Raw genomic sequence first — 20468 nt, 5'->3', positions numbered from 1 at the left:
AGAAATCGTATAGCCTGATGAAAAGGCGGCGATTATAGCGGTAATGATCAAATCCCTCACGTTAGTTCGTCGTGCTTTGTTCAGGCTGCTCCCCTAAACGATGAAACGTGCGGCTTTTTGCCTGTCTTGATGCTGAACGCCGCTGGCTTCGGCCTTGGGCGCTTTGTGTTAGCAGTGATATAGTTCGTCGCCAGTTCGGCCTGCCCAGGATGTATGTGCTCTCGGCAGAGAGCGCGGCGTCCGAGTGAGAGGCTTGCATCGCAAGGAGTTTAGATGAGTGCCGATAACGCCTACGCGGTCGAGCTGAAGGGAGTGTCCTTCAAGCGCGGCGCGCGCAGCATTTTCAATAACGTCGATATTCGCATTCCGCGCGGTAAGGTCACCGGCATCATGGGACCTTCCGGTTGCGGAAAAACCACACTGTTGCGCCTGATGGGCGCGCAGTTGCGCCCTTCAAGTGGCGAAGTGTGGGTCAACGGGCAAAATTTACCCACGCTGTCTCGTAGCGATCTGTTTGATGCGCGCAAGCATATGGGCGTGCTGTTCCAGAGCGGCGCGCTGTTCACGGACCTCGATGTTTTCGAAAACATTGCCTTTCCGTTGCGTGTTCACACCCAACTTCCGGATGAAATGATCCGTGACATCGTCTTGCTCAAATTGCAGGCGGTGGGGTTGCGCGGTGCCATCGACCTGATGCCCGATGAGCTGTCCGGCGGCATGAAACGTCGTGTCGCGCTGGCACGGGCCATTGCCCTCGATCCGCAAATTTTGATGTACGACGAGCCATTTGTCGGTCAGGACCCGATCGCCATGGGCGTTCTGGTACGCCTGATCCGTCTGCTTAACGACGCCTTGGGCATCACCAGCATCGTGGTCTCCCATGATCTGGCTGAAACCGCGAGCATTGCCGATTACCTGTATGTCGTGGGCGATGGGCAGGTGTTGGGGCAGGGGACTCCCGATGAGCTGATGAACTCCGATAATCCGCGGATTCACCAATTCATGAAGGGTGATCCAGACGGGCCGGTACCGTTCCACTTTCCAGCGACGGATTACCGCGCAGATCTTCTGGGGAAGCGCTGATGCGCAAGATTTCACTAATAGAGAGAGTTCGTCGATTCGGCCAGGCCGGCATCGACAGCATCGCGGTACTCGGTCGCTCATCGCTGTTTCTGTTTCACGCCCTGCTGGGGCGTGGTGGCATCAGTGGCGCATTTGGCTTGCTGGTCAAGCAACTGCACTCGGTCGGCGTGATGTCCCTGGTGATCATCGTGGTCTCCGGGATATTCATCGGCATGGTGCTGGCGCTGCAAGGCTTCAACATTTTGTCCAGTTACGGTTCGGAGCAGGCGGTCGGGCAGATGGTTGCGCTGACGCTGCTGCGTGAACTGGGACCGGTGGTGACCGCGTTGCTGTTCGCCGGGCGTGCCGGTTCTGCGTTGACCGCTGAAATCGGCAACATGAAGTCCACCGAGCAGTTGTCCAGTCTGGAAATGATTGGCGTCGACCCGCTCAAGTACATTATTGCCCCGCGCCTGTGGGCCGGCTTCATTTCCCTGCCGCTGCTGGCGATGATTTTCAGCGTGGTCGGTATCTGGGGTGGTTCCTGGGTGGCTGTCGACTGGTTGGGTGTGTATGAAGGCTCCTACTGGTCGAACATGCAAAACAGCGTGACATTTGACGGTGATGTGCTCAATGGCATCATTAAAAGCATCGTCTTTGCCTTTGTCGTGACCTGGATCGCCGTGTTCCAAGGCTATGACTGCGAGCCCACTTCAGAAGGGATCAGTCGTGCCACCACCAAGACCGTGGTGTATGCCTCATTGGCCATTCTCGGCCTGGACTTTATTTTGACTGCCTTGATGTTTGGAGATTTCTGATGCAAAACCGCACCCTGGAAATCGGTGTCGGCCTTTTCTTGCTGGCTGGCATCCTGGCTTTAGTGTTGCTTGCTCTGCGGGTCAGTGGACTGTCCCCTGTTTCGAGCACCGACAGCTATAAACTTTATGCGTATTTCGACAATATCGCCGGTTTGACGGTCAGATCAAAAGTGACCATGGCCGGTGTGACCATCGGCAAGGTCACGGCTATCGATCTGGATCGCGACAGTTTCACCGGTCGAGTGACGCTGCAGTTGGAGAAACGCGTAGATAATCTGCCGACGGACTCCACTGCATCTATTCTCACCGCGGGCCTGTTGGGCGAGAAGTACATCGGTATCAGCGTGGGCGGGGAACAGGCCCTGCTCAAGGATGGTGGAACTATCCATGACACGCAGTCGTCGCTGGTGCTTGAAGACCTGATCGGTAAATTCCTGCTCAACACCGTTAGCAAAGACGCCAAATAAGGAGTTTTTTGATGATCTCTACCTTGCGACGTGGCCTGTTGGTATTACTTGCGGTCTTGCCGTTCATGGCTAACGCCATGGCTGCGCCGTCCGCACACGATATCGTGCAGGACACCACCACTCGGTTGCTCGCCGATCTGTCGGCCAATAAAGCGAAGTACAAGCAGGATCCGAAAGGCTTTTACGATGCCTTGAACACCATCGTTGGGCCGGTGGTGGATGCCGAGGGCATCTCCAAGAGCATCATGACGGTCAAGTACTCGCGCAATGCCACCCCTGCGCAAATGAAAACCTTTGAAGATAACTTCAAGCGTGGCCTGTTCCAGTTCTATGGCAATGCCTTGCTCGAGTACAACAATCAGGGCATTGTCGTTGACCCTGCCAAGGACGAGTCGGGAGACCGTACAACCGTTGGTATGACGGTCAAAGGCAGCAATGGCGCAATCTACCCTGTGTCTTACACACTCGAAAAGATCAATGGCGAGTGGAAACTGCGTAACGTGATCATCAACGGCATCAACATCGGCAAACTGTTCCGTGATCAGTTCAGCGACGCGATGCAGCGCAATGGCAATAACCTGGACGCGACCATCAATGGTTGGGCCGGTGAAGTCGCCAAAGCCAAGGAAAAGACCGAAGCGGAAACGACCCAGAAGAAGCCAGCTCAATGAGTGAGTCGGCTGTCAGCATGGGCGAGGCCGGTGAGCTGATGCTCAGTGGTGTACTCGATTACCGTACCGGGCCGGCTCTGCGCAAGCAGGGCCAGGCGTTGATCAAATCGAGTACGGTGTCGGCATTGGTACTTGATTGCTCGGGTGTGCAAAAGTCCAGCAGCGTCGGTTTGTCGTTGTTGCTGTGTTTCATGCGTGACGCGCAAGCGGCGGGCAAGGCACTGAGCATCCGTGCTCTGCCTGACGACATGCGTGAAATCGCTCAGGTCAGCGAATTGACCGAGCTCTTGGCGCACCCATAACTATCATCTATAAAGAAGTCCCCCGTCAGAGTCCTGCTATGCGGGGTTCGCAGGCGCGGGGCTTTTTTGTATGATGTCCGACCCGCGCGCACAGGGCGCCGATTGAGGTTGAGCATGCAGGCCAACGAAGTGAAGAGCTTTCTTGAAGGAAAGCTGTCCGAGACTCTTTTATCAGTACAGGTAGAAGTTGAGGGCGAAGGCTGCAACTTTCAGCTGAACGTGATTAGCGATGAACTGGCGGCATTGAGCCCGGTCAAGCGTCAGCAGCAGATCTATGCCCATTTGAACCCATGGATCACCGATGGCAGCATCCATGCGGTTACTATGAAATTTTTCAGCAGCGCGGCCTGGGCCGAGCGCACCTGAGCCCAAGGGCGTCGAGATTCTTATGGATAAATTGATTATTACCGGCGGCGTTCGTCTTGATGGCGAAATCCGTATTTCCGGGGCAAAGAACTCTGCCCTGCCGATTCTGGCTGCAACGCTGCTGTGCGATGGCCCCGTAACGGTCGCCAACCTGCCGCACCTGCACGACATCACTACCATGATCGAGCTGTTCGGTCGCATGGGTATTGAGCCGGTGATCGACGAAAAACTCAGCGTCGAAATCGACCCGCGTACCATCAAGACCCTGATTGCTCCGTACGAACTGGTGAAAACCATGCGTGCGTCGATTCTGGTTCTGGGCCCGATGGTCGCGCGTTTCGGTGAGGCTGAAGTCGCACTGCCTGGCGGTTGCGCTATCGGTTCGCGTCCGGTCGACCTGCACATCCGTGGCCTTGAAGCCATGGGTGCAACCATTGACGTGGAAGGCGGTTACATCAAGGCGAAGGCGCCAGAAGGCGGTTTGCGCGGTGCAAACTTCTTCTTCGATACCGTCAGTGTGACCGGTACCGAGAACATCATGATGGCGGCCGCTCTGGCCAAGGGCCGCAGCGTTCTGGCAAACGCCGCTCGCGAGCCTGAAGTCGTCGACCTGGCGAACTTCCTGAACGCCATGGGCGCGAAGGTTTCCGGTGCCGGCACCGACACCATCACCATCGATGGCGTCGAGCGTCTGCACACCACGACTTACAAAGTCATGCCAGACCGTATCGAAACCGGTACTTACCTGGTGGCTGCTGCCGTGACTGGCGGCCGCGTGAAGGTCAAGGACACCGATCCGACCATCCTTGAAGCTGTTCTGGAAAAACTCAAGGAAGCGGGCGCCGAAATCACCACCGGCGAAGACTGGATCGAGCTGAACATGCACGGCAAGCGGCCGAAAGCCGTCAATGTGCGTACCGCTCCGTACCCGGCGTTCCCGACTGACATGCAGGCGCAGTTCATCTCCCTCAACGCGATTGCCGAAGGCACTGGCGCAGTGATCGAGACGATCTTCGAAAACCGTTTCATGCACGTCTACGAGTTGCACCGCATGGGCGCTCACATCCAGGTCGAAGGCAACACGGCGATCGTCACCGGCATCGAAAAGCTCAAGGGCGCGCCAGTCATGGCCACCGACCTGCGGGCTTCGGCCAGCCTGGTGATTTCGGCACTGATCGCCGAAGGCGACACGCTGATCGATCGCATCTACCACATCGACCGTGGTTACGAGTGCATCGAAGAGAAACTGCAGATGCTCGGCGCGAAAATCCGCCGCGTGCCGGGCTAGTTTCTGCTTTATGGGCACAAGGAGGTGCCCGACTGTTGAATCGTTCAAGTCGAGCCTGTCGTTTCAGGCTCGACGTTTGTCCGGCGCCGTTTGTGACCGGGCATAAGTATCCTGATAAGGACTGACGTTTCCCATGTTGACCATCGCACTGTCCAAGGGCCGCATCCTCGACGACACCCTGCCGCTTCTGGCTGAAGCGGGCATCGTGCCGACCGAGAATCCGGACAAGAGCCGCAAGCTGATCATCCCCACGACCCAGGCCGATGTGCGCTTGCTGATCGTGCGCGCCACCGATGTGCCGACCTACGTCGAGCATGGCGCCGCTGACCTGGGCGTCGCCGGTAAAGATGTGCTGATGGAATACGGCGGCCAGGGCCTGTACGAGCCACTGGATCTGCAAATTGCCCAGTGCAAGCTGATGACCGCCGGTAAAATCGGTGCGGTCGAGCCCAAGGGCCGTCTGCGCATCGCTACCAAGTTCGTCAACGTTGCCAAGCGTTATTACGCCGAGCAGGGCCGTCAGGTCGACATCATCAAGCTTTATGGCTCGATGGAGCTGGCACCGCTGATCGGTCTGGCGGACAAGATCATCGACGTGGTCGATACCGGTAACACGCTGCGGGCCAACGGCCTGGAGCCACAGGATTTCATTGCTGCCATCAGCTCCCGGCTGATCGTCAACAAAGCTTCGATGAAAATGCAGCACGCTCGTATCCAGGCGTTGATCGACACCCTGCGCAAGGCAGTGGAGTCTCGACACCGCGGCTGATTCACCAGCGCAACGTTGAGTCGCGCCCGTCTATCCGCCTCATAGCCAGAATTCTCAGGTGCCCAAGCGGATCGATAGTAGCTTCGGGTACCTGAGTTTTCGCCAATCCTATGAGGCTCTCGCTATGACCGCACCGACTGCAATTCGCCGACTCAACGCTGCTGACCCGGATTTCGCGCATCATCTGGATCATCTGCTGAGCTGGGAAAGTGTGTCTGACGACTCGGTCAATCAGCGGGTGCTGGACATCATCAAGGCTGTGCGTGAGCGCGGTGACGCGGCGCTGGTTGAATTCACCGAGAAGTTCGATGGCCTGCACGTGGCGTCGATGGCCGACCTGATCCTGCCGCGCGAGCGCCTGGAACTGGCACTGACCCGGATCACCGTGCCTCAGCGCGAAGCGCTGGAAAAAGCCGCGGCGCGGGTGCGCAGCTACCACGAAAAGCAGAAGCAGGACTCCTGGAGCTACACCGAAGCTGACGGCACGGTGCTGGGCCAGAAGGTCACGCCGCTGGATCGCGCCGGTCTGTACGTACCGGGTGGCAAAGCTTCCTATCCGTCTTCGGTGTTGATGAACGCGATTCCGGCGAAGGTTGCCGGCGTGACCGAAGTGGTCATGGTCGTGCCGACGCCACGCGGTGAAGTCAACGAACTGGTGCTGGCGGCGGCGTGCATCGCGGGCGTCGACCGGGTGTTCACCATCGGTGGTGCGCAAGCGGTTGCCGCGCTGGCCTATGGCACCGAAAGCGTGCCGAAGGTCGACAAAGTCGTCGGACCGGGCAACATCTATGTCGCCACCGCCAAGCGTCACGTGTTTGGCCAGGTTGGTATCGACATGATTGCTGGCCCGTCGGAAATCCTCGTGGTGTGCGATGGCCAGACCGATCCGGACTGGATCGCCATGGACCTGTTCTCCCAGGCCGAGCATGACGAAGACGCCCAGGCGATTCTGGTCAGCCCCGACGCCGGGTTCCTCGACCAGGTGGCGGCCAGTATCGCCAAACTGCTGCCGACCATGGAACGCGCCGACATCATCGAAACCTCGATCAATGGCCGTGGCGCGCTGATTCAGGTTCGCGACATGCAGCAGGCCATCGACGTGGCCAACCGCATTGCGCCGGAACACCTGGAATTGTCGGTCGCGGATCCGCAAGCCTGGTTGCCGCTGATCCGCCACGCCGGTGCGATCTTCATGGGCCGTCACACGTCCGAGGCCTTGGGCGATTACTGCGCCGGTCCCAACCACGTGTTGCCGACTTCTGGCACCGCGCGTTTCTCCTCGCCGCTGGGTGTGTATGACTTCCAGAAGCGTTCGTCGATCATCTTCTGCTCCGAGCAGGGTGCCTCCGAACTGGGCAAGACCGCTTCTGTGCTGGCCCGTGGCGAGTCGCTGACCGCTCACGCCCGCAGCGCCGAATACCGCATCGTTGACGAGCTCTTCATTGAAGGGCAGGGGAAATGAACATGAGTAAATTCTGGAGTCCGTTCGTCAAGGATCTGGTGCCGTACGTACCGGGCGAGCAGCCGAAACTGGCGAAGCTGGTCAAGCTCAACACCAACGAAAACCCTTACGGTCCATCGCCTAAAGCACTGGCGGCGATGCAGACCGAACTGAACGACAACCTGCGTCTGTACCCAGACCCCAACAGCGATCTGCTCAAGCAGGCGGTCGCTGAGTATTACGGCGTGCAGGGCAATCAGGTGTTCCTCGGCAATGGTTCGGATGAAGTGTTGGCCCATGTTTTTCACGGCCTGTTCCAGCACGGTCAACCGCTGCTGTTCCCAGACATCAGCTACAGCTTTTATCCGGTGTATTGCGGCTTGTACGGTATTCCATTCGATGCGGTGCCGCTGGACGAGCAGTTCCAGATTCGCGTCTCGGACTATGCCAAGCCCAACGGCGGGATCATTTTCCCCAACCCGAACGCGCCGACCGGTTGCCTGTTGGCGCTCGACGCGGTGGAGCAAATCCTCAAGGCCAACCCAGATACGGTGGTGGTCGTCGACGAAGCCTATATCGACTTCGGCGGTGAGACGGCGATCAGCCTGGTCGACCGTTACCCGAACCTGCTGGTGACTCAGACGCTCTCCAAGTCGCGTTCGCTGGCCGGTTTGCGCGTGGGCCTGGCGGTGGGGCATCCGGACCTGATCGAGGCGCTGGAGCGGATCAAGAACAGTTTCAACTCCTATCCTTTGGATCGCCTGGCGATCGTGGGTGCGGCAGCGGCGTTTGCCGATCGCGAGCACTTCGACAAGACCTGTCGGCTGGTGATCGACAGTCGCGAGTGGGTGGTCAAGCAATTGCAGGAGAAGGGGTTTGACGTGTTGCCGTCGGCGGCGAACTTCATCTTCGCCCGTCACCCGCAGCATGACGCGGCAGGCCTGGCGGCGAAGTTGCGCGAGCAAGGCGTGATCGTCCGGCACTTCAAGCAGGAACGGATTGCCCAGTTCCTGCGCATCACCATCGGTACGCCAGAGCAGAACCAGGCGTTGATCGACGGCCTTGGCGATCTCTAAATCTGCTGACTGATCATTCCCGCGCAGAGCGTGGGAACGATCTTCAGGTCGACGGTTTACTCGTGATGCGGTTTACCCAGGAACGTCAACGAACTGAACACTCCTCGCGTCGCCACATCCGGATTGCCCTTGAGCGGGATTTCCACCTGCGCGGCAATCACATTCAACCCTTCGTTGCGCACCAACACCTGCGCTCGACCTTGAGCATCGGTTTCTGTGCTCAAGGTGTTCGGCGCATTGCGATAGTCGCCAATCAACTTGATCCCCGCCGCTGGTTTGCCATCGAGCAACACCTGCACCGGCAATGATTTGCCCGGGCCAACAGTCAACGGATCGACCTCCGGCAAAATCAGCAATTTGATCTGATCAAGCTTAGGCAACTTCGCTCCCGGCTGATAAATCGCCAGGCTGTACTTGAAGGTCTGGGTCGATTCGATAGCACCCGGCACTTTGCTGCGCCCGTGATTGATCCACTTTTTGTCGGCGGTCTGCGACCACATGCCATTGTCCAGCGCCACGGCCAGCACCGCTGGCGATTTGAGCGGTTGCAGGCGCGCATGATCGGCCAGGCGTTCTACGGTAACCGGGATCATTTTGCCGCCGATGTCATAGGCCCAGGCACCGCTGATTTTCTGCGCCTTGAAGGCATCGTCTTCGGCACCGTGACCGTAGATGACTTCGATGTTGCCACGGCGTTGTTCGGTCCACAGGCCGTGGGCCGAGACTTGAGCGGCGAACAGCGTACCAAACAGCCCCAGCAGGGCCAGTGATTTAGCGTGTTGCATGGTGACTTCCTTTTACAGATTGAGTGTCAGGCTGACGGTGAAATTGCGCGGCTCGCCGGGGTTGACCCAGTAGTTGCTGTAGGAGCGCTCGTAGTATTTCTCGTCGAAGAGGTTGTTCAGATTCAGCCCCAGCGTGACGTTTTCACTGGCCTTGTAATGGGCCAGCAGGTCGACGGTATGGTAGGCCGGCAGTTCGAAGTCGCTGCCGGCTTCGCCCGAGCGATCACCGACATAGGTGTAGGCAGCGCCGACATCCGAGCCGCGCAGCAGACCTTCCTGAAACTCATAAACGCCCAGCAGACTGCCGCTGTGCCTGGCTACGCCGAGAATCCGGCTGCCGGTTGGGATGGCTTTGTCGCCTTCGGTGACCTCGGCGTCGATGTACGCGAACGCGCCGATCACCCGTACGGCATCGGTGAGTTGCCCGCTGACTTGCAGATCGAAACCCTGGCTGCGAGCCTTGCCCATGGCGCGATTGGAGTCAGTGGCGGGGTCGAGGGCGAGGACGTTTTCTTTCTCGATATGGAAGGCGGCGAGGGTGCTGCTCAGGCGTTCATCGAACAGCTCGCTCTTGATCCCGACCTCGTAGCCAACACCTTCTTCCGGGGCGAAGGATTTGCCCGTGGCATCCAGACCATTGTTCGGCTTGAACGAGGTTGAGGCATTGGCGAACAGTCCGTGCCGGGGTGTCAGTTGATAGAGCAGGCCCGCGCGTTGGGTCAGGGCGTCGTGGTTCTGGCGGCTGCGGTTGTTGAGGGCGTGATCGTCGATGGTTTGCTCGAAATGTTCGAAGCGCGCTCCGACCATGCCGCGCAGGCGGTCGGTGAAAACGATCTGGTCCTGAAGATTGAGTGCCTGACTTTCGACCTGTTCGAAAAAGTCCGGACCGGAGCGCTTGCCGTCGGGTTTGGGCTGACCATAAACCGGATTGTAGATGTCGATCGCGTAAGGGCCGCCAGCGAGGGTGGTGACCCGTTCATTCTTGCGGAAGTTTTCGTACTCGCTGCCAATCAGCAGTTCATGTTGCCAACTGCCAATGTCGAACAAACCGCGCAGTTCGAGCTGGGTGATGCTGTCGTGCCAACGGCTGTCGCGCTCGCGGTAGCGGCGGTTGACCGTGTGTTGATCTGTATTCAGCGGGCGGGTTTCCGAGGCAAAGCCCCAGAGTTTGCCTTCCTTGTAATGGCTGGCCAGGCGCAGTTTCCAGGTGTCGTTGAGGTGATGTTCGAGGGTCGCTTGCAGCAGGTTGTTGTGGTTGTCGATGTTGCCGTCGTCGGGTTCGCCAAGGAACGTCGAGCGCGAAACGCCGCTCCAGGTGTTGTTCGGTGCAACGATGCCGCGATCGAAGGTCGAGCTGTGACGGACGATCTCACTTTCCACCAGCAGGCTGGTGTCCGGATTGAGCTGCCAACTGAGTGACGGTGCGACGAACACCCGCTGGCTGTCGACGTGATCGCGGAAGCTGTGGTTGTCTTCAACCGCCAGATTGACCCGCGACAGCACATCACCTTGCGGGTCGAGCGGGGTGTTGACGTCCAGTGCTGTGCGGTAACGATCCCAACTGCCGGCGCTGGTCTGCAAGGTGCTGAAGGCTTCGGGCTGCGGTTTCTTGGTGACGATATTCACCGTACCACCAGGGTCGCCGCGACCGTAAAGGCTGGCGGCGGGTCCCTTGAGCACTTCAATGCGTTCGACGTTTGCGGCGTCTGGAGTGCTCGGGTAACCGCGGTTGGCGCTGAAGCCGTCCTTGTAGAACTCCGAGGTGGTGAAGCCGCGTACGCTGTACTCATACAGCGTCAGGCCGCCGAAGTTGTTCTGTTTCGATACGCCGCCGGCAAACTCCAGCGCGCGCTCTACATTGTGGCTGCCCAGGTCCTTGAGCACGCTGGCAGGAATCACACTGATGGATTGCGGGATGTCGCGGATCGCCGTGTCGGTTTTGGTCGCGCTGGACGATCGCGTGGCGCGATAGCCTTTCACCGGACCGGTGGCAGACTCGTAATCGGAGGTGACGCTGATGGCGTCCAGTTCAAGCGGTTGTGGGTCTTCGGCGAACACCGGATCCCCCAACAGGCCTAGAGCCAGGCCTGCCAGAGGAGCAAATTTACGAGACGGCATGAGAGCGTTCCAATAGCAATATTGAAACAATATAACATGCCTAATGAGAATGTATGCTTTTAGGGTGAGTCTGCCTCAGTGGAGATATCAGGTGTTGCCGAAGGCGCTAAAAGATCGCAGCCTCCGGCAGCTCCTACCCGCTTACTCTTCTTCTTTGACCGGTGCTGGTGGTGGACGCAGACCGATTTCTGCGGTCAGCTTGAGTTCCCTGCCGTTACGCATGACCTGAATGGTGACCTTGTCGGTCGGTTTGATCCGCGCCACCTGGTTCATCGAACGGCGGCCATCGCCGGCCGGTTCGCCGTCAATGCTGAGGATCACATCGCCCAATTGCAGGCCGGCTTTTTGTGCCGGGCCGTCGCGGAAAATCCCCGCAACGACAATCCCCGGACGCCCGGACAGGCCGTACGACTCAGCCAGTTCCTGACTCAATGGTTGCACTTCAATTCCGAGCCAGCCACGAATCACCTGACCGTGCTCGATGATCGACTTCATCACTTCCATCGCCAGCTTGATCGGAATCGCGAAACCAATGCCTTGTGAGCCGCCGGACTTGGAGAAAATCGCGGTGTTGATCCCGGTGAGGTTGCCGTTGGCGTCTACCAGCGCACCGCCGGAGTTGCCCGGGTTGATCGCGGCGTCGGTCTGGATGAAGTCTTCGTAGTTGTTCAGGCCCAGCTGATTACGCCCGGTGGCGCTGATGATGCCCATGGTCACGGTCTGGCCGACGCCAAACGGGTTGCCGATGGCCAGCGCGACATCGCCGACGCGCACGCTTTCCGAGCGGCCGACGGTGATCGACGGCAGGTTCCTCAAATCGATTTTCAGCACCGCGAGGTCGGTTTCCGGGTCGCTGCCGATCACGCGGGCGAGGGTTTCACGACCATCCTTGAGCGCGACAACAATCTGGTCGGCACCCGTGGTCACGTGGTTGTTGGTCAGCAAATAACCTTCCGGGCTCATGATCACTCCGGAACCGAGGCTCGACTCCATCCGCTTCTGCTTGGGCGCGTTGTCGCCAAAGAATCGCCGGAATTGTGGGTCTTCAAACAGCGGATGGCTGGTTTTGTTGACCACTTTGGTGGTGTAGAGGTTGACCACCGCCGGTGCGGCGATGACCACGGCATCCGCATAGGACACCGGCCCCTGTTGGGTCTGAGTGGTTAGCGGGGCTTGCTGCAGGTTCACATCCAGGCTGGGTAGTCCGACCCATTGTGGGTAACGCTGGATGATCAACAACGCGATAAGCACGCCGGCCAGCAGCGGCCAGCCAAAAAAACGCAGACCCTTGAGCATTGAAAAAATCCTGGGAGGTTACGAAGAGCCGCCTACGGCCCATAATGTCGCGCATTATACGAGGCCGTGCGCGCCTCTGAACGGGATATTTAGGAGTCTTTTATGGCCGTCGCCCTGAGCACCCTGGTAGAAGAAGCGGATCGTTACCTTGCCAGTTCACGGATTGCCGACTATTGCCCCAACGGTCTGCAAGTCGAAGGCCGGCCACAGGTCATGCGCATTGTCAGTGGCGTGACGGCCAGCCAGGCATTGCTCGATGCAGCGGTCGAAGCCAAGGCCGATCTGGTGCTGGTACACCACGGCTACTTCTGGAAAGGCGAAAACCCCTGCATCACCGGTATGAAGCAGCGTAGGCTCAAAACCCTGCTCAAGCACGACATCAGCCTCATGGCCTATCACTTGCCGCTGGATGTGCATCCGGAAGTGGGCAACAACGTGCAACTGGCTCGCCAACTGGACATTACGGTCGAAGGCCCGCTGGACCCGGAAAACCTCAAAGTGGTCGGGCTGGTCGGTTCGCTCGCCGAACCTATGACCGTGCGCGACTTTGCCCGTCATGTGCAAGAGGTCATGGGCCGTGAGCCGCTGCTGATCGAAGGCAGCAAAATGGTCCGACGTGTGGGCTGGTGCACGGGGGGGGTCAGGGTTATATCGATCAGGCGGTGCTGGCCGGTGTCGATCTGTACCTGAGCGGTGAAGCGTCCGAGCAAACCTTCCACAGCGCCCGGGAAAACGACATCAGCTTCATCGCCGCCGGCCATCACGCCACCGAACGCTTCGGCGTGCAGGCGCTGGGGGATTATCTGGCGCGACGGTTTGCTCTTGAACACCTCTTCATCGACTGCCCGAATCCAATCTGAGCAGACAGATTATCGGGGTGATGCATATTGCCCATGCCCCCTTGTAGGAGCTGCCGAAGGCTGCGATCTTTGGTCGTCGGCAGGTTCGCCCAAGATCAAAAGATCGCAGCCTTCGGCAGCTCCTACGTGGGGGCGGTTCCAAATCAACAGGTGGGGTGGTAGCCCAAACGCGGCGGTATATTCATATGCCCTTTCGATCTAGTTGGCGTCCTGATTAGAAGAGGTCGCTGTGCTAGCATTCGCCGCTCGAACACGGCCCGCTGGCCGTTCATAAGAAAGCTTTCGTGAGTAGCCATGGTCGACAAACTGACGCATCTGAAACAGCTGGAGGCGGAAAGCATCCACATCATCCGCGAGGTGGCCGCCGAGTTCGACAACCCGGTGATGCTGTACTCCATCGGTAAAGACTCCGCCGTGATGCTGCATCTGGCACGCAAGGCGTTCTTCCCGGGCAAGCTGCCGTTTCCGGTGATGCACGTCGACACCCAGTGGAAATTCAAGGAGATGTACAGCTTCCGCGACAAGATGGTCGCAGAGCTGGGCCTTGACCTGATTACCCACGTCAACCCGGAAGGCGTGGCGCAAGGGATCAACCCCTTCACCCACGGCAGTGCCAAGCACACCGACATCATGAAGACCGAAGGCCTGAAACAGGCTTTGGATCAGTACGGCTTCGACGCTGCCTTCGGTGGTGCGCGCCGCGATGAAGAGAAATCCCGCGCTAAAGAGCGCGTGTATTCGTTCCGCGACAGCAAGCACCGATGGGACCCGAAAAACCAGCGTCCGGAGCTGTGGAACGTCTACAACGGCAAGGTCAACAAAGGCGAATCGATCCGCGTATTCCCGCTGTCGAACTGGACCGAGCTGGACATCTGGCAGTACATCTACCTTGAAGGCATCCCGATCGTCCCGCTGTACTTCGCCGCCGAACGCGATGTCATCGAGAAGAACGGCACGCTGATCATGATCGACGACGAGCGCATCCTCGAGCACCTGAGCGACGAAGACAAAGCCCGCATCGTCAAAAAGAAAGTGCGTTTCCGTACCCTTGGTTGCTACCCGTTGACGGGCGCGGTGGAGTCCGAGGCCGAAAGCCTCACGGACATCATTCAGGAAATGCTCCTGACGCGAACTTCCGAGCGCCAGGGCCGTGTCATCGATCACGATGGCGCAGGCTCAATGGAAGACAAAAAACGTCAAGGTTATTTCTAAGGGGCTGTCATGTCGCATCAATCTGATTTGATCAGCGAGGACATCCTCGCCTATCTGGGCCAGCACGAACGTAAAGAACTGCTGCGCTTTTTGACCTGCGGTAACGTCGACGACGGCAAGAGCACCCTGATCGGGCGCCTGCTGCACGACTCCAAGATGATCTACGAAGACCATCTGGAAGCCATTACCCGCGACTCGAAAAAAGTCGGCACCACCGGTGACGATATCGACCTGGCGTTGCTGGTCGACGGCCTGCAGGCCGAGCGTGAACAAGGCATCACCATTGATGTCGCGTACCGCTACTTCTCCACCGCCAAGCGCAAATTCATCATCGCCGACACCCCTGGCCATGAGCAGTACACCCGCAACATGGCCACCGGTGCCTCCACCTGTGACCTGGCGATCATCCTGGTCGACGCCCGTTACGGCGTGCAGACCCAGACCCGTCGCCACAGCTTTATCGCCTCGTTGCTGGGCATCAAGCACATCGTCGTCGCCATTAACAAGATGGACCTCAAGGACTTCGATCAGGGCGTGTTCGAGTCGATCAAGGCCGACTACCTGAAGTTCGCTGAAGGCTTGAAGATGAAGCCCACCAGCATGCACTTCGTGCCGATGTCGGCGCTCAAGGGCGACAACGTGGTGAACAAGTCCGAGCGCTCGCCGTGGTACACCGGCCAGTCGCTGATGGAAATCCTTGAAACCGTGGAAGTGGCGGGCGACCGTAACTTCACCGACCTGCGTTTCCCGGTGCAGTACGTCAACCGGCCGAACCTGAACTTCCGCGGTTTCGCCGGCACCCTGGCCAGCGGTATCGTCAAGAAGGGCGACGAAGTCGTGGTGCTGCCGTCGGGCAAGAGCAGCCGCGTGAAGTCCATCGTCACCTTTGAAGGTGAGCTGGAACACGCAGGCCCGGGTCAGGCGGTGACGCTGACCATGGAAGACGAAATCGACATCTCCCGTGGCGACTTGCTGGTGCATGCCGACAACGTGCCGCCGGTCACCGACAGCTTCGAAGCGATGCTGGTATGGATGGCTGAAGAGCCGATGCTGCCGGGCAAGAAATACGACATCAAACGCGCCACCAGTTACGTGCCGGGCTCCATCGCCAGCATCGTCAACAAGGTCGACGTGAACACCCTGGAAGAAGGCCCGGCCAGTGCCTTGCAACTGAACGAGATCGGTAAGGTCAAGATCAGCCTCGACGCGCCGATTGCCCTCGACGGTTATGAGAGCAACCGCACCACCGGTTCGTTCATCATCATCGATCGCTTGACCAACGGCACGGTCGGCGCCGGCATGATCGTCGCTCAGCCTTTGGCTCACGGCAGCGCTACGCACCACGGCAAGTTGGCCCATGTAGCCACCGAGGAGCGTGCCCAGCGCTTCGGCCAGCAACCGGCCACCGTGCTGTTCAGCGGCCTCTCGGGTGCGGGCAAAAGTACCCTGGCCTATGCGGTTGAACGCAAACTGTTCGACATGGGCCGTGCGGTGTTTGTACTGGATGGCCAGAACCTGCGTCACGACCTGAACAAAGGTCTGCCGCAGGATCGCGCCGGGCGTACCGAGAACTGGCGTCGTGCGGCTCACGTCGCACGTCAGTTCAACGAAGCCGGTTTGTTGACCCTGGCTGCGTTCGTCGCACCGGACGCGGAAGGCCGTGAACAGGCCAAGGCGCTGATCGGCGGCGAGCGTTTGCTGACCGTTTACGTGCAGGCGTCGCCGATGGTCTGCGCCGCGCGTGATCCGCAAGGCTTGTACGCCGCGGGTGGCGATAACATCCCGGGTGATTCCTTCCCGTACGATGTGCCGCTGGACGCTGACCTTGTGGTTGACACGCAGACGTTGTCGCTGGAAGAAAGCGTCAAGCAAGTGCTGGATCTGCTGCGTAAACGCGGCGCGATCTAAGCGTTAGCCGGTCATGAAAAACCCGCCGATGAGCAATCATCTGCGGGTTTTTTTGTGTCCTTTGGATTGCCAGGATCGTCCGAACGCGGCCCGAACCTTCGGCAGCTTCTACAGGGGGGCGGCGTACACCCGTAGGAGCTGGCGAAGCCTGCGATCTTTTGATCTCAGGCTCTTGGATTCTCCCGATGCATCTGTTCCAGCAGCGCATCCTTGTCTTCCCATAACTGGTTGATCCAGCCCTGGAACTCCAGGCGGTACATGCCATCCTGGTCGTAGTTCTTGCCGATGAATTGCGGCGGGATCTTCAGCGCCTGAAAGTGCACCACCACGTCTTTCACGTTGCCGCACAGCAGGTCCCAATAACCGGGGCGCCCGGCCGGGTAGTGAATGGTCACGTTGACGATGGCTTCCAACTGCTCGCCCATGGCATCCAGCACAAACGCGATACCGCCAGCCTTGGGCTTGAGCAGGTGACGGAACGGCGATTGCTGTTGTGCATGCTTGCCTTCGGTAAAACGTGTGCCTTCGACGAAGTTGAAAATCCCCACCGGGTTATTGCGGAACTTGTCGCAGGTCTTGCGCGTGGTTTCCAGGTCCTTGCCTTTCTTCTCCGGGTGTTTTTCCAGATAGGCCTTGGAGTAGCGTTTCATGAACGGGAAGCCCAGTGCCCACCACGCCAGACCAATCACCGGTACCCAGATCAGCTCTTGCTTGAGGAAGAACTTCAACGGGCGAATCCGGCGGTTGAGCACGTATTGCAACACCATGATGTCGACCCAGCTCTGGTGGTTGCTGGTGATCAGGTACGAGTGCTGATAGTCCAGGCCTTCGAGCCCGCTGAGCTTCCAGCGCGTGTGCCCGAGCAAGTCCATCCAGGCCTTGTTGTTGCTGATCCAGGCTTCATGGATGTGGCTCATCAGCCAGTCGGTAAAGCGCTGTGCGATGGGGAAGGGCAGCAGTAATTTGAAGATCGCCACGACAAACAGCGGTGTGCAGCAGACGATAGTGTTCAGTGCCAACAACAGCGAGGCGATCACGCCTCGCAAGGGTGCAGGTAGAAAGTCCAGCATTTAAACATCCATAGGTCGGTTGGCGGCTTGAATCGCAGTCAGGGCAATGGTGTAGACGATGTCGTCGACCTGAGCGCCGCGTGGCAAATCATTGACCGGTTTGCGCAGGCCTTGCAGCATCGGCCCGAGGCTGACGCAGTCGGCGCTGCGTTGCACGGCTTTGTGGGTGGTGTTACCGGTGTTCAGGTCGGGGAAAATGAACACCGTCGCGCGACCGGCTACCTGACTGTTCGGCGCCAATTGTCGGGCCACGTCTGCGTTGGCCGCGGCGTCGTACTGCAACGGCCCGTCGATCAGCAGCGCGTTTTGCGCTTCGTGGGCGAGCAGAGTGGCCTCGCGGACTTTCTCGACTTCTTCGCCGCTGGCCGACTCACCGCTGGAATAGCTGAGCATCGCCACCCGTGGCGTGATCCCGAAGGCTGCGGCAGAGTCGGCGCTTTGCAGGGCGATTTCGGCCAGCTCGCTGGCGCTCGGGTGCGGGTTCATGATGCAGTCGCCGTAGACCAGCACTTCCTCCGGGAACAGCATGAAAAATACCGACGACACCAGCGTGCAACCGGGGGCGGTCTTGATCAATTGCAACGCCGGGCGAATGGTATTGGCGGTGGAGTGAATGACCCCGGACACCAGCCCGTCGACTTCATCCAGCGCCAGCATCATGGTGCCGATCACCACGGTGTCTTCCAGTTGTTGCTCGGCCATTGGAGCGTTGAGGCTTTTGGTCTTGCGCAGCGCGACCATCGGCTCGACATAGCGCTGACGGATCAGGTCCGGATCGAGAATCTCCAGGCCCTCAGGCAACTCGATACCCTGGGCACGCGCGACCGCTTGCACGTCTTCGGGTTTGGCCAGTAACACACAGCGAGCAATGCCGCGCGCCTGGCAGATCGCCGCCGCCTGCACCGTCAACGGCTCACTGCCCTCAGGCAGGACAATGCGTTTGTTGGCAGCCTGGGCGCGTTGGATCAGTTGATAGCGGAACACCGCCGGCGACAGGCGCATTTCACGCGGCGTACCGCAGCGTTGGTGCAACCAGTTGGCGTCGAGGTGGCTGGCGACGAAATCGGTGATGATCTCCGCACGCTCGCGGTCGTCGATCGGGATTTCCTTGTTCAAACCGTTCAATTGGTTGGCGGTGTCGTAGGAGCCAGTGCTCACCGACAACACGGGCAGACCAGCCTGCAAGGCACCTCGGCAGAGGTCCATGATCCGTGGGTCAGGCAGGGTGTCGCTGGTCAGCAACAGCCCGGCCAGCGGCACGCCATTCATCGCCGCGAGGCTGACGGCAAGGATGATGTCGTCGCGATCGCCGGGGGTCACCACCAGCACGCCGGGTTTGAGCAGTTCGACCGTGTTGCGCATGGTGCGGGCACAAATGATGATCTTGGTCATGCGCCGGGTTTCGTAGTCGCCGGCATTGAGCACCTGAGCGCCCATCAGGTCTGCCACGTCGCGGGTGCGCGGCGCGTTCAGTTCCGGCTGGAACGGAATGCAGCCAAGCAGCCGGAAGTCGCCGCTGCGCAGCAAGGGCGAGTGTTCCTTCAAGCGGGCGGCGAAAGCCTCCATGCTTTCATCAGTACGCACTTTGTTAAGGATCACGCCGAGCACTTTTGGGTCCTTCGGACCGCCGAACAATTGCGCCTGCAACTCCACTCGGCCAGACAGTTCGGTGAGCACTTCGTTTTCCGGCGCCGAGACCAGAATCACCTCGGCATCCAGGCTTTTCGCCAAGTGCAGGTTGACTCGTGCGGCGTAGCTGGCGCTGCGGGTCGGGACCATGCCTTCGACGATCAGCACGTCTTTGCCAATGGCGGCTTGCTGGTACAGGGTGATGATTTCTTCCAGCAACTCATCCAGCTGACCGTCGCCGAGCATCCGTTCGACGTGGGCCAGGCCCAGCGGCTGCGGCGGCTTCAGACCGTGGGTGCGGGCCACCAGTTCGGTGGAGCGTTCAGGCCCGGTGTCGCCTGGATGTGGCTGGGCAATCGGTTTGAAGAAGCCGACTTTCAGGCCGGCTCGCTCAAGGGTACGCACCAGCCCGAGGCTGATGGAGGTCAGACCCACACCAAAATCGGTGGGCGCGATAAAAAAAGTTTGCATGCGGATTCTCTGGAGGTGCATGGCAATGGCGACGGCCTATATCTGACTGTCTGCCGAAATCAGGCGTCAAGGTTATCGCTAACCGAGCCTTGAGCGCACCAACCGCAATCAAAGGGTTGGCCTATTTTTTCAATACGTTTGGCAGGGGCCAGCACCCAGGCCCGTGATTGCCACGGTGGCTGGTGGCGCAGATGCTGGGTATGGCCGCAGGAAAGCTCGACAACCCAGTGTCCGTCCTCGTCCTGATGGAAGCCTTGGATCGTCGACCCTGTCGAAGCGACCCGTCCGTCCGGGTTCCGTTCGCTTTCAGGCGTTTGCTTCGCTAAACTTGGTCTTTCTATATTCCTATGCAAAAGGTCTCGCCCCATGCTGATCGCCGCCAATAAGGCTGTCTCCATCGACTATACCCTGACCAACGACGCTGGTGAGGTCATCGACAGCTCCGCCGGCGGCGCGCCGCTGGTCTACCTGCAAGGCGCAGGTAACATCATTCCTGGCCTGGAAAAGGCTCTGGAAGGCAAAGCCGTTGGTGAAGAACTGAAAGTCTCCGTAGAACCTGAAGATGCCTACGGCGAATACGCTGCCGAACTGGTCAGCACTCTGAGCCGCAGCATGTTCGAAGGCGTCGACGAACTGGAAGTGGGCATGCAGTTCCACGCTTCCGCGCCAGACGGCCAGATGCAAATCGTCACCATCCGTGATCTGGACGGCGACGACGTGACCGTTGACGGCAACCACCCGTTGGCCGGCCAGCGTTTGACCTTCCAGGTCAAAATCATCGACATCCGTGATGCCAGCCAGGAAGAAATCGCTCATGGTCACGTCCATGGCGAAGGTGGCCATCACCACTGATTTTCTG

Annotated in this window: 19 protein-coding genes and 1 pseudogene; 14 read left to right on the top strand and 6 right to left on the bottom strand. The window is 59.1% G+C overall.

The genetic code is table 11. The features are described 5' to 3' along the window. The first annotated feature begins 273 nt into the window (after positions 1-273). From BLL42_RS09340 to hisC, 10 genes are all read left to right on the top strand, one after another. Positions 274-1083: an ATP-binding cassette domain-containing protein gene (locus tag BLL42_RS09340; protein ID WP_071551801.1), complete on the top strand. Its 810-nt coding sequence runs from the start codon at positions 274-276 to the stop codon at positions 1081-1083. Further along, positions 1083-1880: a lipid asymmetry maintenance ABC transporter permease subunit MlaE gene (gene mlaE, locus BLL42_RS09335; RefSeq protein ID WP_071551800.1), complete on the top strand. Its 798-nt coding sequence runs from the start codon at positions 1083-1085 to the stop codon at positions 1878-1880. Before BLL42_RS09340 ends, mlaE begins: the two co-directional genes overlap by 1 nt. Next, a complete protein-coding gene (gene mlaD / locus BLL42_RS09330; RefSeq protein ID WP_071551799.1) occupies positions 1880-2347 on the top strand; it encodes an outer membrane lipid asymmetry maintenance protein MlaD in 468 nt (155 codons plus the stop codon). The genes mlaE and mlaD overlap by 1 nt, the downstream gene beginning before the upstream one ends. Before the next feature lie 11 nt (positions 2348-2358). Beyond that, positions 2359-3018, top strand: a complete 660-nt coding sequence (locus tag BLL42_RS09325) for an MlaC/ttg2D family ABC transporter substrate-binding protein (RefSeq protein WP_071551798.1) — start codon at positions 2359-2361, stop codon at positions 3016-3018. Next, a complete protein-coding gene (locus BLL42_RS09320) occupies positions 3015-3320 on the top strand; it encodes an STAS domain-containing protein (protein WP_071551797.1) in 306 nt (101 codons plus the stop codon). Before BLL42_RS09325 ends, BLL42_RS09320 begins: the two co-directional genes overlap by 4 nt. 114 nt (positions 3321-3434) lie before the next feature. After that, positions 3435-3686: a BolA family protein gene (locus tag BLL42_RS09315; protein WP_019691904.1), complete on the top strand. Its 252-nt coding sequence runs from the start codon at positions 3435-3437 to the stop codon at positions 3684-3686. A gap of 22 nt (positions 3687-3708) precedes the next feature. Then, positions 3709-4974 (top strand): UDP-N-acetylglucosamine 1-carboxyvinyltransferase, encoded by a 1266-nt coding sequence (gene murA / locus BLL42_RS09310; RefSeq protein ID WP_019691905.1) that lies wholly within the window; start codon positions 3709-3711, stop codon positions 4972-4974. Between the two features lie 133 nt (positions 4975-5107). Then, complete coding sequence (hisG, locus tag BLL42_RS09305; protein WP_071551796.1) at positions 5108-5743, top strand: ATP phosphoribosyltransferase; 636 nt, start codon at positions 5108-5110, stop codon at positions 5741-5743. Positions 5744-5867: 124 nt separating this feature from the next. Further along, positions 5868-7205, top strand: coding sequence for a histidinol dehydrogenase (hisD, locus tag BLL42_RS09300; protein WP_071551795.1), 1338 nt, complete (start codon positions 5868-5870; stop codon positions 7203-7205). A 2-nt stretch (positions 7206-7207) separates the two neighbouring features. Further along, positions 7208-8260 (top strand): histidinol-phosphate transaminase, encoded by a 1053-nt coding sequence (gene hisC, locus BLL42_RS09295; RefSeq protein WP_071555724.1) that lies wholly within the window; start codon positions 7208-7210, stop codon positions 8258-8260. 56 nt (positions 8261-8316) lie between these two features. Here hisC and BLL42_RS09290 read toward each other — a convergent pair whose 3' ends face one another. The 3 genes from BLL42_RS09290 to algW all read right to left on the bottom strand — a co-directional run bounded on the left by BLL42_RS09290 (position 8317) and on the right by algW (position 12459). Next, positions 8317-9045: a DUF4198 domain-containing protein gene (locus tag BLL42_RS09290; RefSeq protein ID WP_071551794.1), complete on the bottom strand. Its 729-nt coding sequence runs from the start codon at positions 9043-9045 to the stop codon at positions 8317-8319. A 12-nt stretch (positions 9046-9057) separates the two neighbouring features. After that, the gene (locus BLL42_RS09285) at positions 9058-11163 is read right to left on the bottom strand and encodes a TonB-dependent siderophore receptor (RefSeq protein WP_071551793.1); all 2106 of its coding nucleotides are present in this window, start codon (positions 11161-11163) and stop codon (positions 9058-9060) included. A gap of 141 nt (positions 11164-11304) precedes the next feature. Beyond that, positions 11305-12459: a Do family serine endopeptidase AlgW gene (gene algW, locus BLL42_RS09280; RefSeq protein WP_071551792.1), complete on the bottom strand. Its 1155-nt coding sequence runs from the start codon at positions 12457-12459 to the stop codon at positions 11305-11307. 102 nt (positions 12460-12561) lie between these two features. Here algW and BLL42_RS09275 point away from each other — a divergent pair. The 3 genes and pseudogenes from BLL42_RS09275 (at position 12562) to cysN (ending at position 16439) form a co-directional block, all read left to right on the top strand. After that, positions 12562-13319, top strand: a pseudogene (locus BLL42_RS09275) (Nif3-like dinuclear metal center hexameric protein). A gap of 294 nt (positions 13320-13613) precedes the next feature. After that, complete coding sequence (gene cysD, locus BLL42_RS09270) at positions 13614-14531, top strand: sulfate adenylyltransferase subunit CysD (protein ID WP_071551791.1); 918 nt, start codon at positions 13614-13616, stop codon at positions 14529-14531. Between the two features lie 9 nt (positions 14532-14540). Next, positions 14541-16439: a sulfate adenylyltransferase subunit CysN gene (cysN, locus tag BLL42_RS09265; RefSeq protein WP_071551790.1), complete on the top strand. Its 1899-nt coding sequence runs from the start codon at positions 14541-14543 to the stop codon at positions 16437-16439. 164 nt (positions 16440-16603) lie between these two features. Here the strand turns inward: cysN and yihG are convergent, their stop codons facing one another. Genes yihG through BLL42_RS09250 form a run of 3 tightly spaced genes read right to left on the bottom strand, consistent with a single transcriptional unit; the run spans position 16604 to position 20007 of the window. Further along, complete coding sequence (gene yihG, locus BLL42_RS09260) at positions 16604-17509, bottom strand: 1-acylglycerol-3-phosphate O-acyltransferase, YihG family (protein WP_071551789.1); 906 nt, start codon at positions 17507-17509, stop codon at positions 16604-16606. Continuing rightward, the gene (gene pta, locus BLL42_RS09255) at positions 17510-19609 is read right to left on the bottom strand and encodes a phosphate acetyltransferase (protein ID WP_071551788.1); all 2100 of its coding nucleotides are present in this window, start codon (positions 19607-19609) and stop codon (positions 17510-17512) included. Positions 19610-19668: 59 nt separating this feature from the next. After that, positions 19669-20007, bottom strand: a complete 339-nt coding sequence (locus BLL42_RS09250) for a DUF3565 domain-containing protein (RefSeq protein WP_071555723.1) — start codon at positions 20005-20007, stop codon at positions 19669-19671. Here BLL42_RS09250 and BLL42_RS09245 point away from each other — a divergent pair. After that, complete coding sequence (locus BLL42_RS09245; protein ID WP_071551787.1) at positions 19976-20461, top strand: FKBP-type peptidyl-prolyl cis-trans isomerase; 486 nt, start codon at positions 19976-19978, stop codon at positions 20459-20461. The two genes, BLL42_RS09250 and BLL42_RS09245, sit on opposite strands and share 32 nt — an antisense overlap. Positions 20462-20468 lie beyond the last annotated feature (7 nt).

The sequence above is a fragment of the Pseudomonas frederiksbergensis genome (assembly GCF_001874645.1).
Classification (GTDB): Bacteria; Pseudomonadota; Gammaproteobacteria; order Pseudomonadales; family Pseudomonadaceae; genus Aquipseudomonas; species Aquipseudomonas frederiksbergensis_B.
Note: the sequence above shows the minus strand (reverse complement) of the source record. Positions and strands in the feature narration are given on the sequence as shown.

Bases quoted from the DNA above. Each gene is read 5' to 3' on its own strand.
- BLL42_RS09340 (WP_071551801.1), top strand. From the start codon at position 274: ATGAGTGCCGATAACGCCTACGCGGTCGAGCTGAAGGGAGTGTCCTTC.
- mlaE (WP_071551800.1), top strand. From the start codon at position 1,083: ATGCGCAAGATTTCACTAATAGAGAGAGTTCGTCGATTCGGCCAGGCC.
- mlaD (WP_071551799.1), top strand. From the start codon at position 1,880: ATGCAAAACCGCACCCTGGAAATCGGTGTCGGCCTTTTCTTGCTGGCT.
- BLL42_RS09325 (WP_071551798.1), top strand. From the start codon at position 2,359: ATGATCTCTACCTTGCGACGTGGCCTGTTGGTATTACTTGCGGTCTTG.
- BLL42_RS09320 (WP_071551797.1), top strand. From the start codon at position 3,015: ATGAGTGAGTCGGCTGTCAGCATGGGCGAGGCCGGTGAGCTGATGCTC.
- BLL42_RS09315 (WP_019691904.1), top strand. From the start codon at position 3,435: ATGCAGGCCAACGAAGTGAAGAGCTTTCTTGAAGGAAAGCTGTCCGAG.
- murA (WP_019691905.1), top strand. From the start codon at position 3,709: ATGGATAAATTGATTATTACCGGCGGCGTTCGTCTTGATGGCGAAATC.
- hisG (WP_071551796.1), top strand. From the start codon at position 5,108: ATGTTGACCATCGCACTGTCCAAGGGCCGCATCCTCGACGACACCCTG.
- hisD (WP_071551795.1), top strand. From the start codon at position 5,868: ATGACCGCACCGACTGCAATTCGCCGACTCAACGCTGCTGACCCGGAT.
- hisC (WP_071555724.1), top strand. From the start codon at position 7,208: ATGAGTAAATTCTGGAGTCCGTTCGTCAAGGATCTGGTGCCGTACGTA.
- BLL42_RS09290 (WP_071551794.1), bottom strand. From the start codon at position 9,045: ATGCAACACGCTAAATCACTGGCCCTGCTGGGGCTGTTTGGTACGCTG.
- BLL42_RS09285 (WP_071551793.1), bottom strand. From the start codon at position 11,163: ATGCCGTCTCGTAAATTTGCTCCTCTGGCAGGCCTGGCTCTAGGCCTG.
- algW (WP_071551792.1), bottom strand. From the start codon at position 12,459: ATGCTCAAGGGTCTGCGTTTTTTTGGCTGGCCGCTGCTGGCCGGCGTG.
- cysD (WP_071551791.1), top strand. From the start codon at position 13,614: ATGGTCGACAAACTGACGCATCTGAAACAGCTGGAGGCGGAAAGCATC.
- cysN (WP_071551790.1), top strand. From the start codon at position 14,541: ATGTCGCATCAATCTGATTTGATCAGCGAGGACATCCTCGCCTATCTG.
- yihG (WP_071551789.1), bottom strand. From the start codon at position 17,509: ATGCTGGACTTTCTACCTGCACCCTTGCGAGGCGTGATCGCCTCGCTG.
- pta (WP_071551788.1), bottom strand. From the start codon at position 19,609: ATGCAAACTTTTTTTATCGCGCCCACCGATTTTGGTGTGGGTCTGACC.
- BLL42_RS09245 (WP_071551787.1), top strand. From the start codon at position 19,976: ATGCTGATCGCCGCCAATAAGGCTGTCTCCATCGACTATACCCTGACC.
- BLL42_RS09250 (WP_071555723.1), bottom strand. From the start codon at position 20,007: ATGGAGACAGCCTTATTGGCGGCGATCAGCATGGGGCGAGACCTTTTG.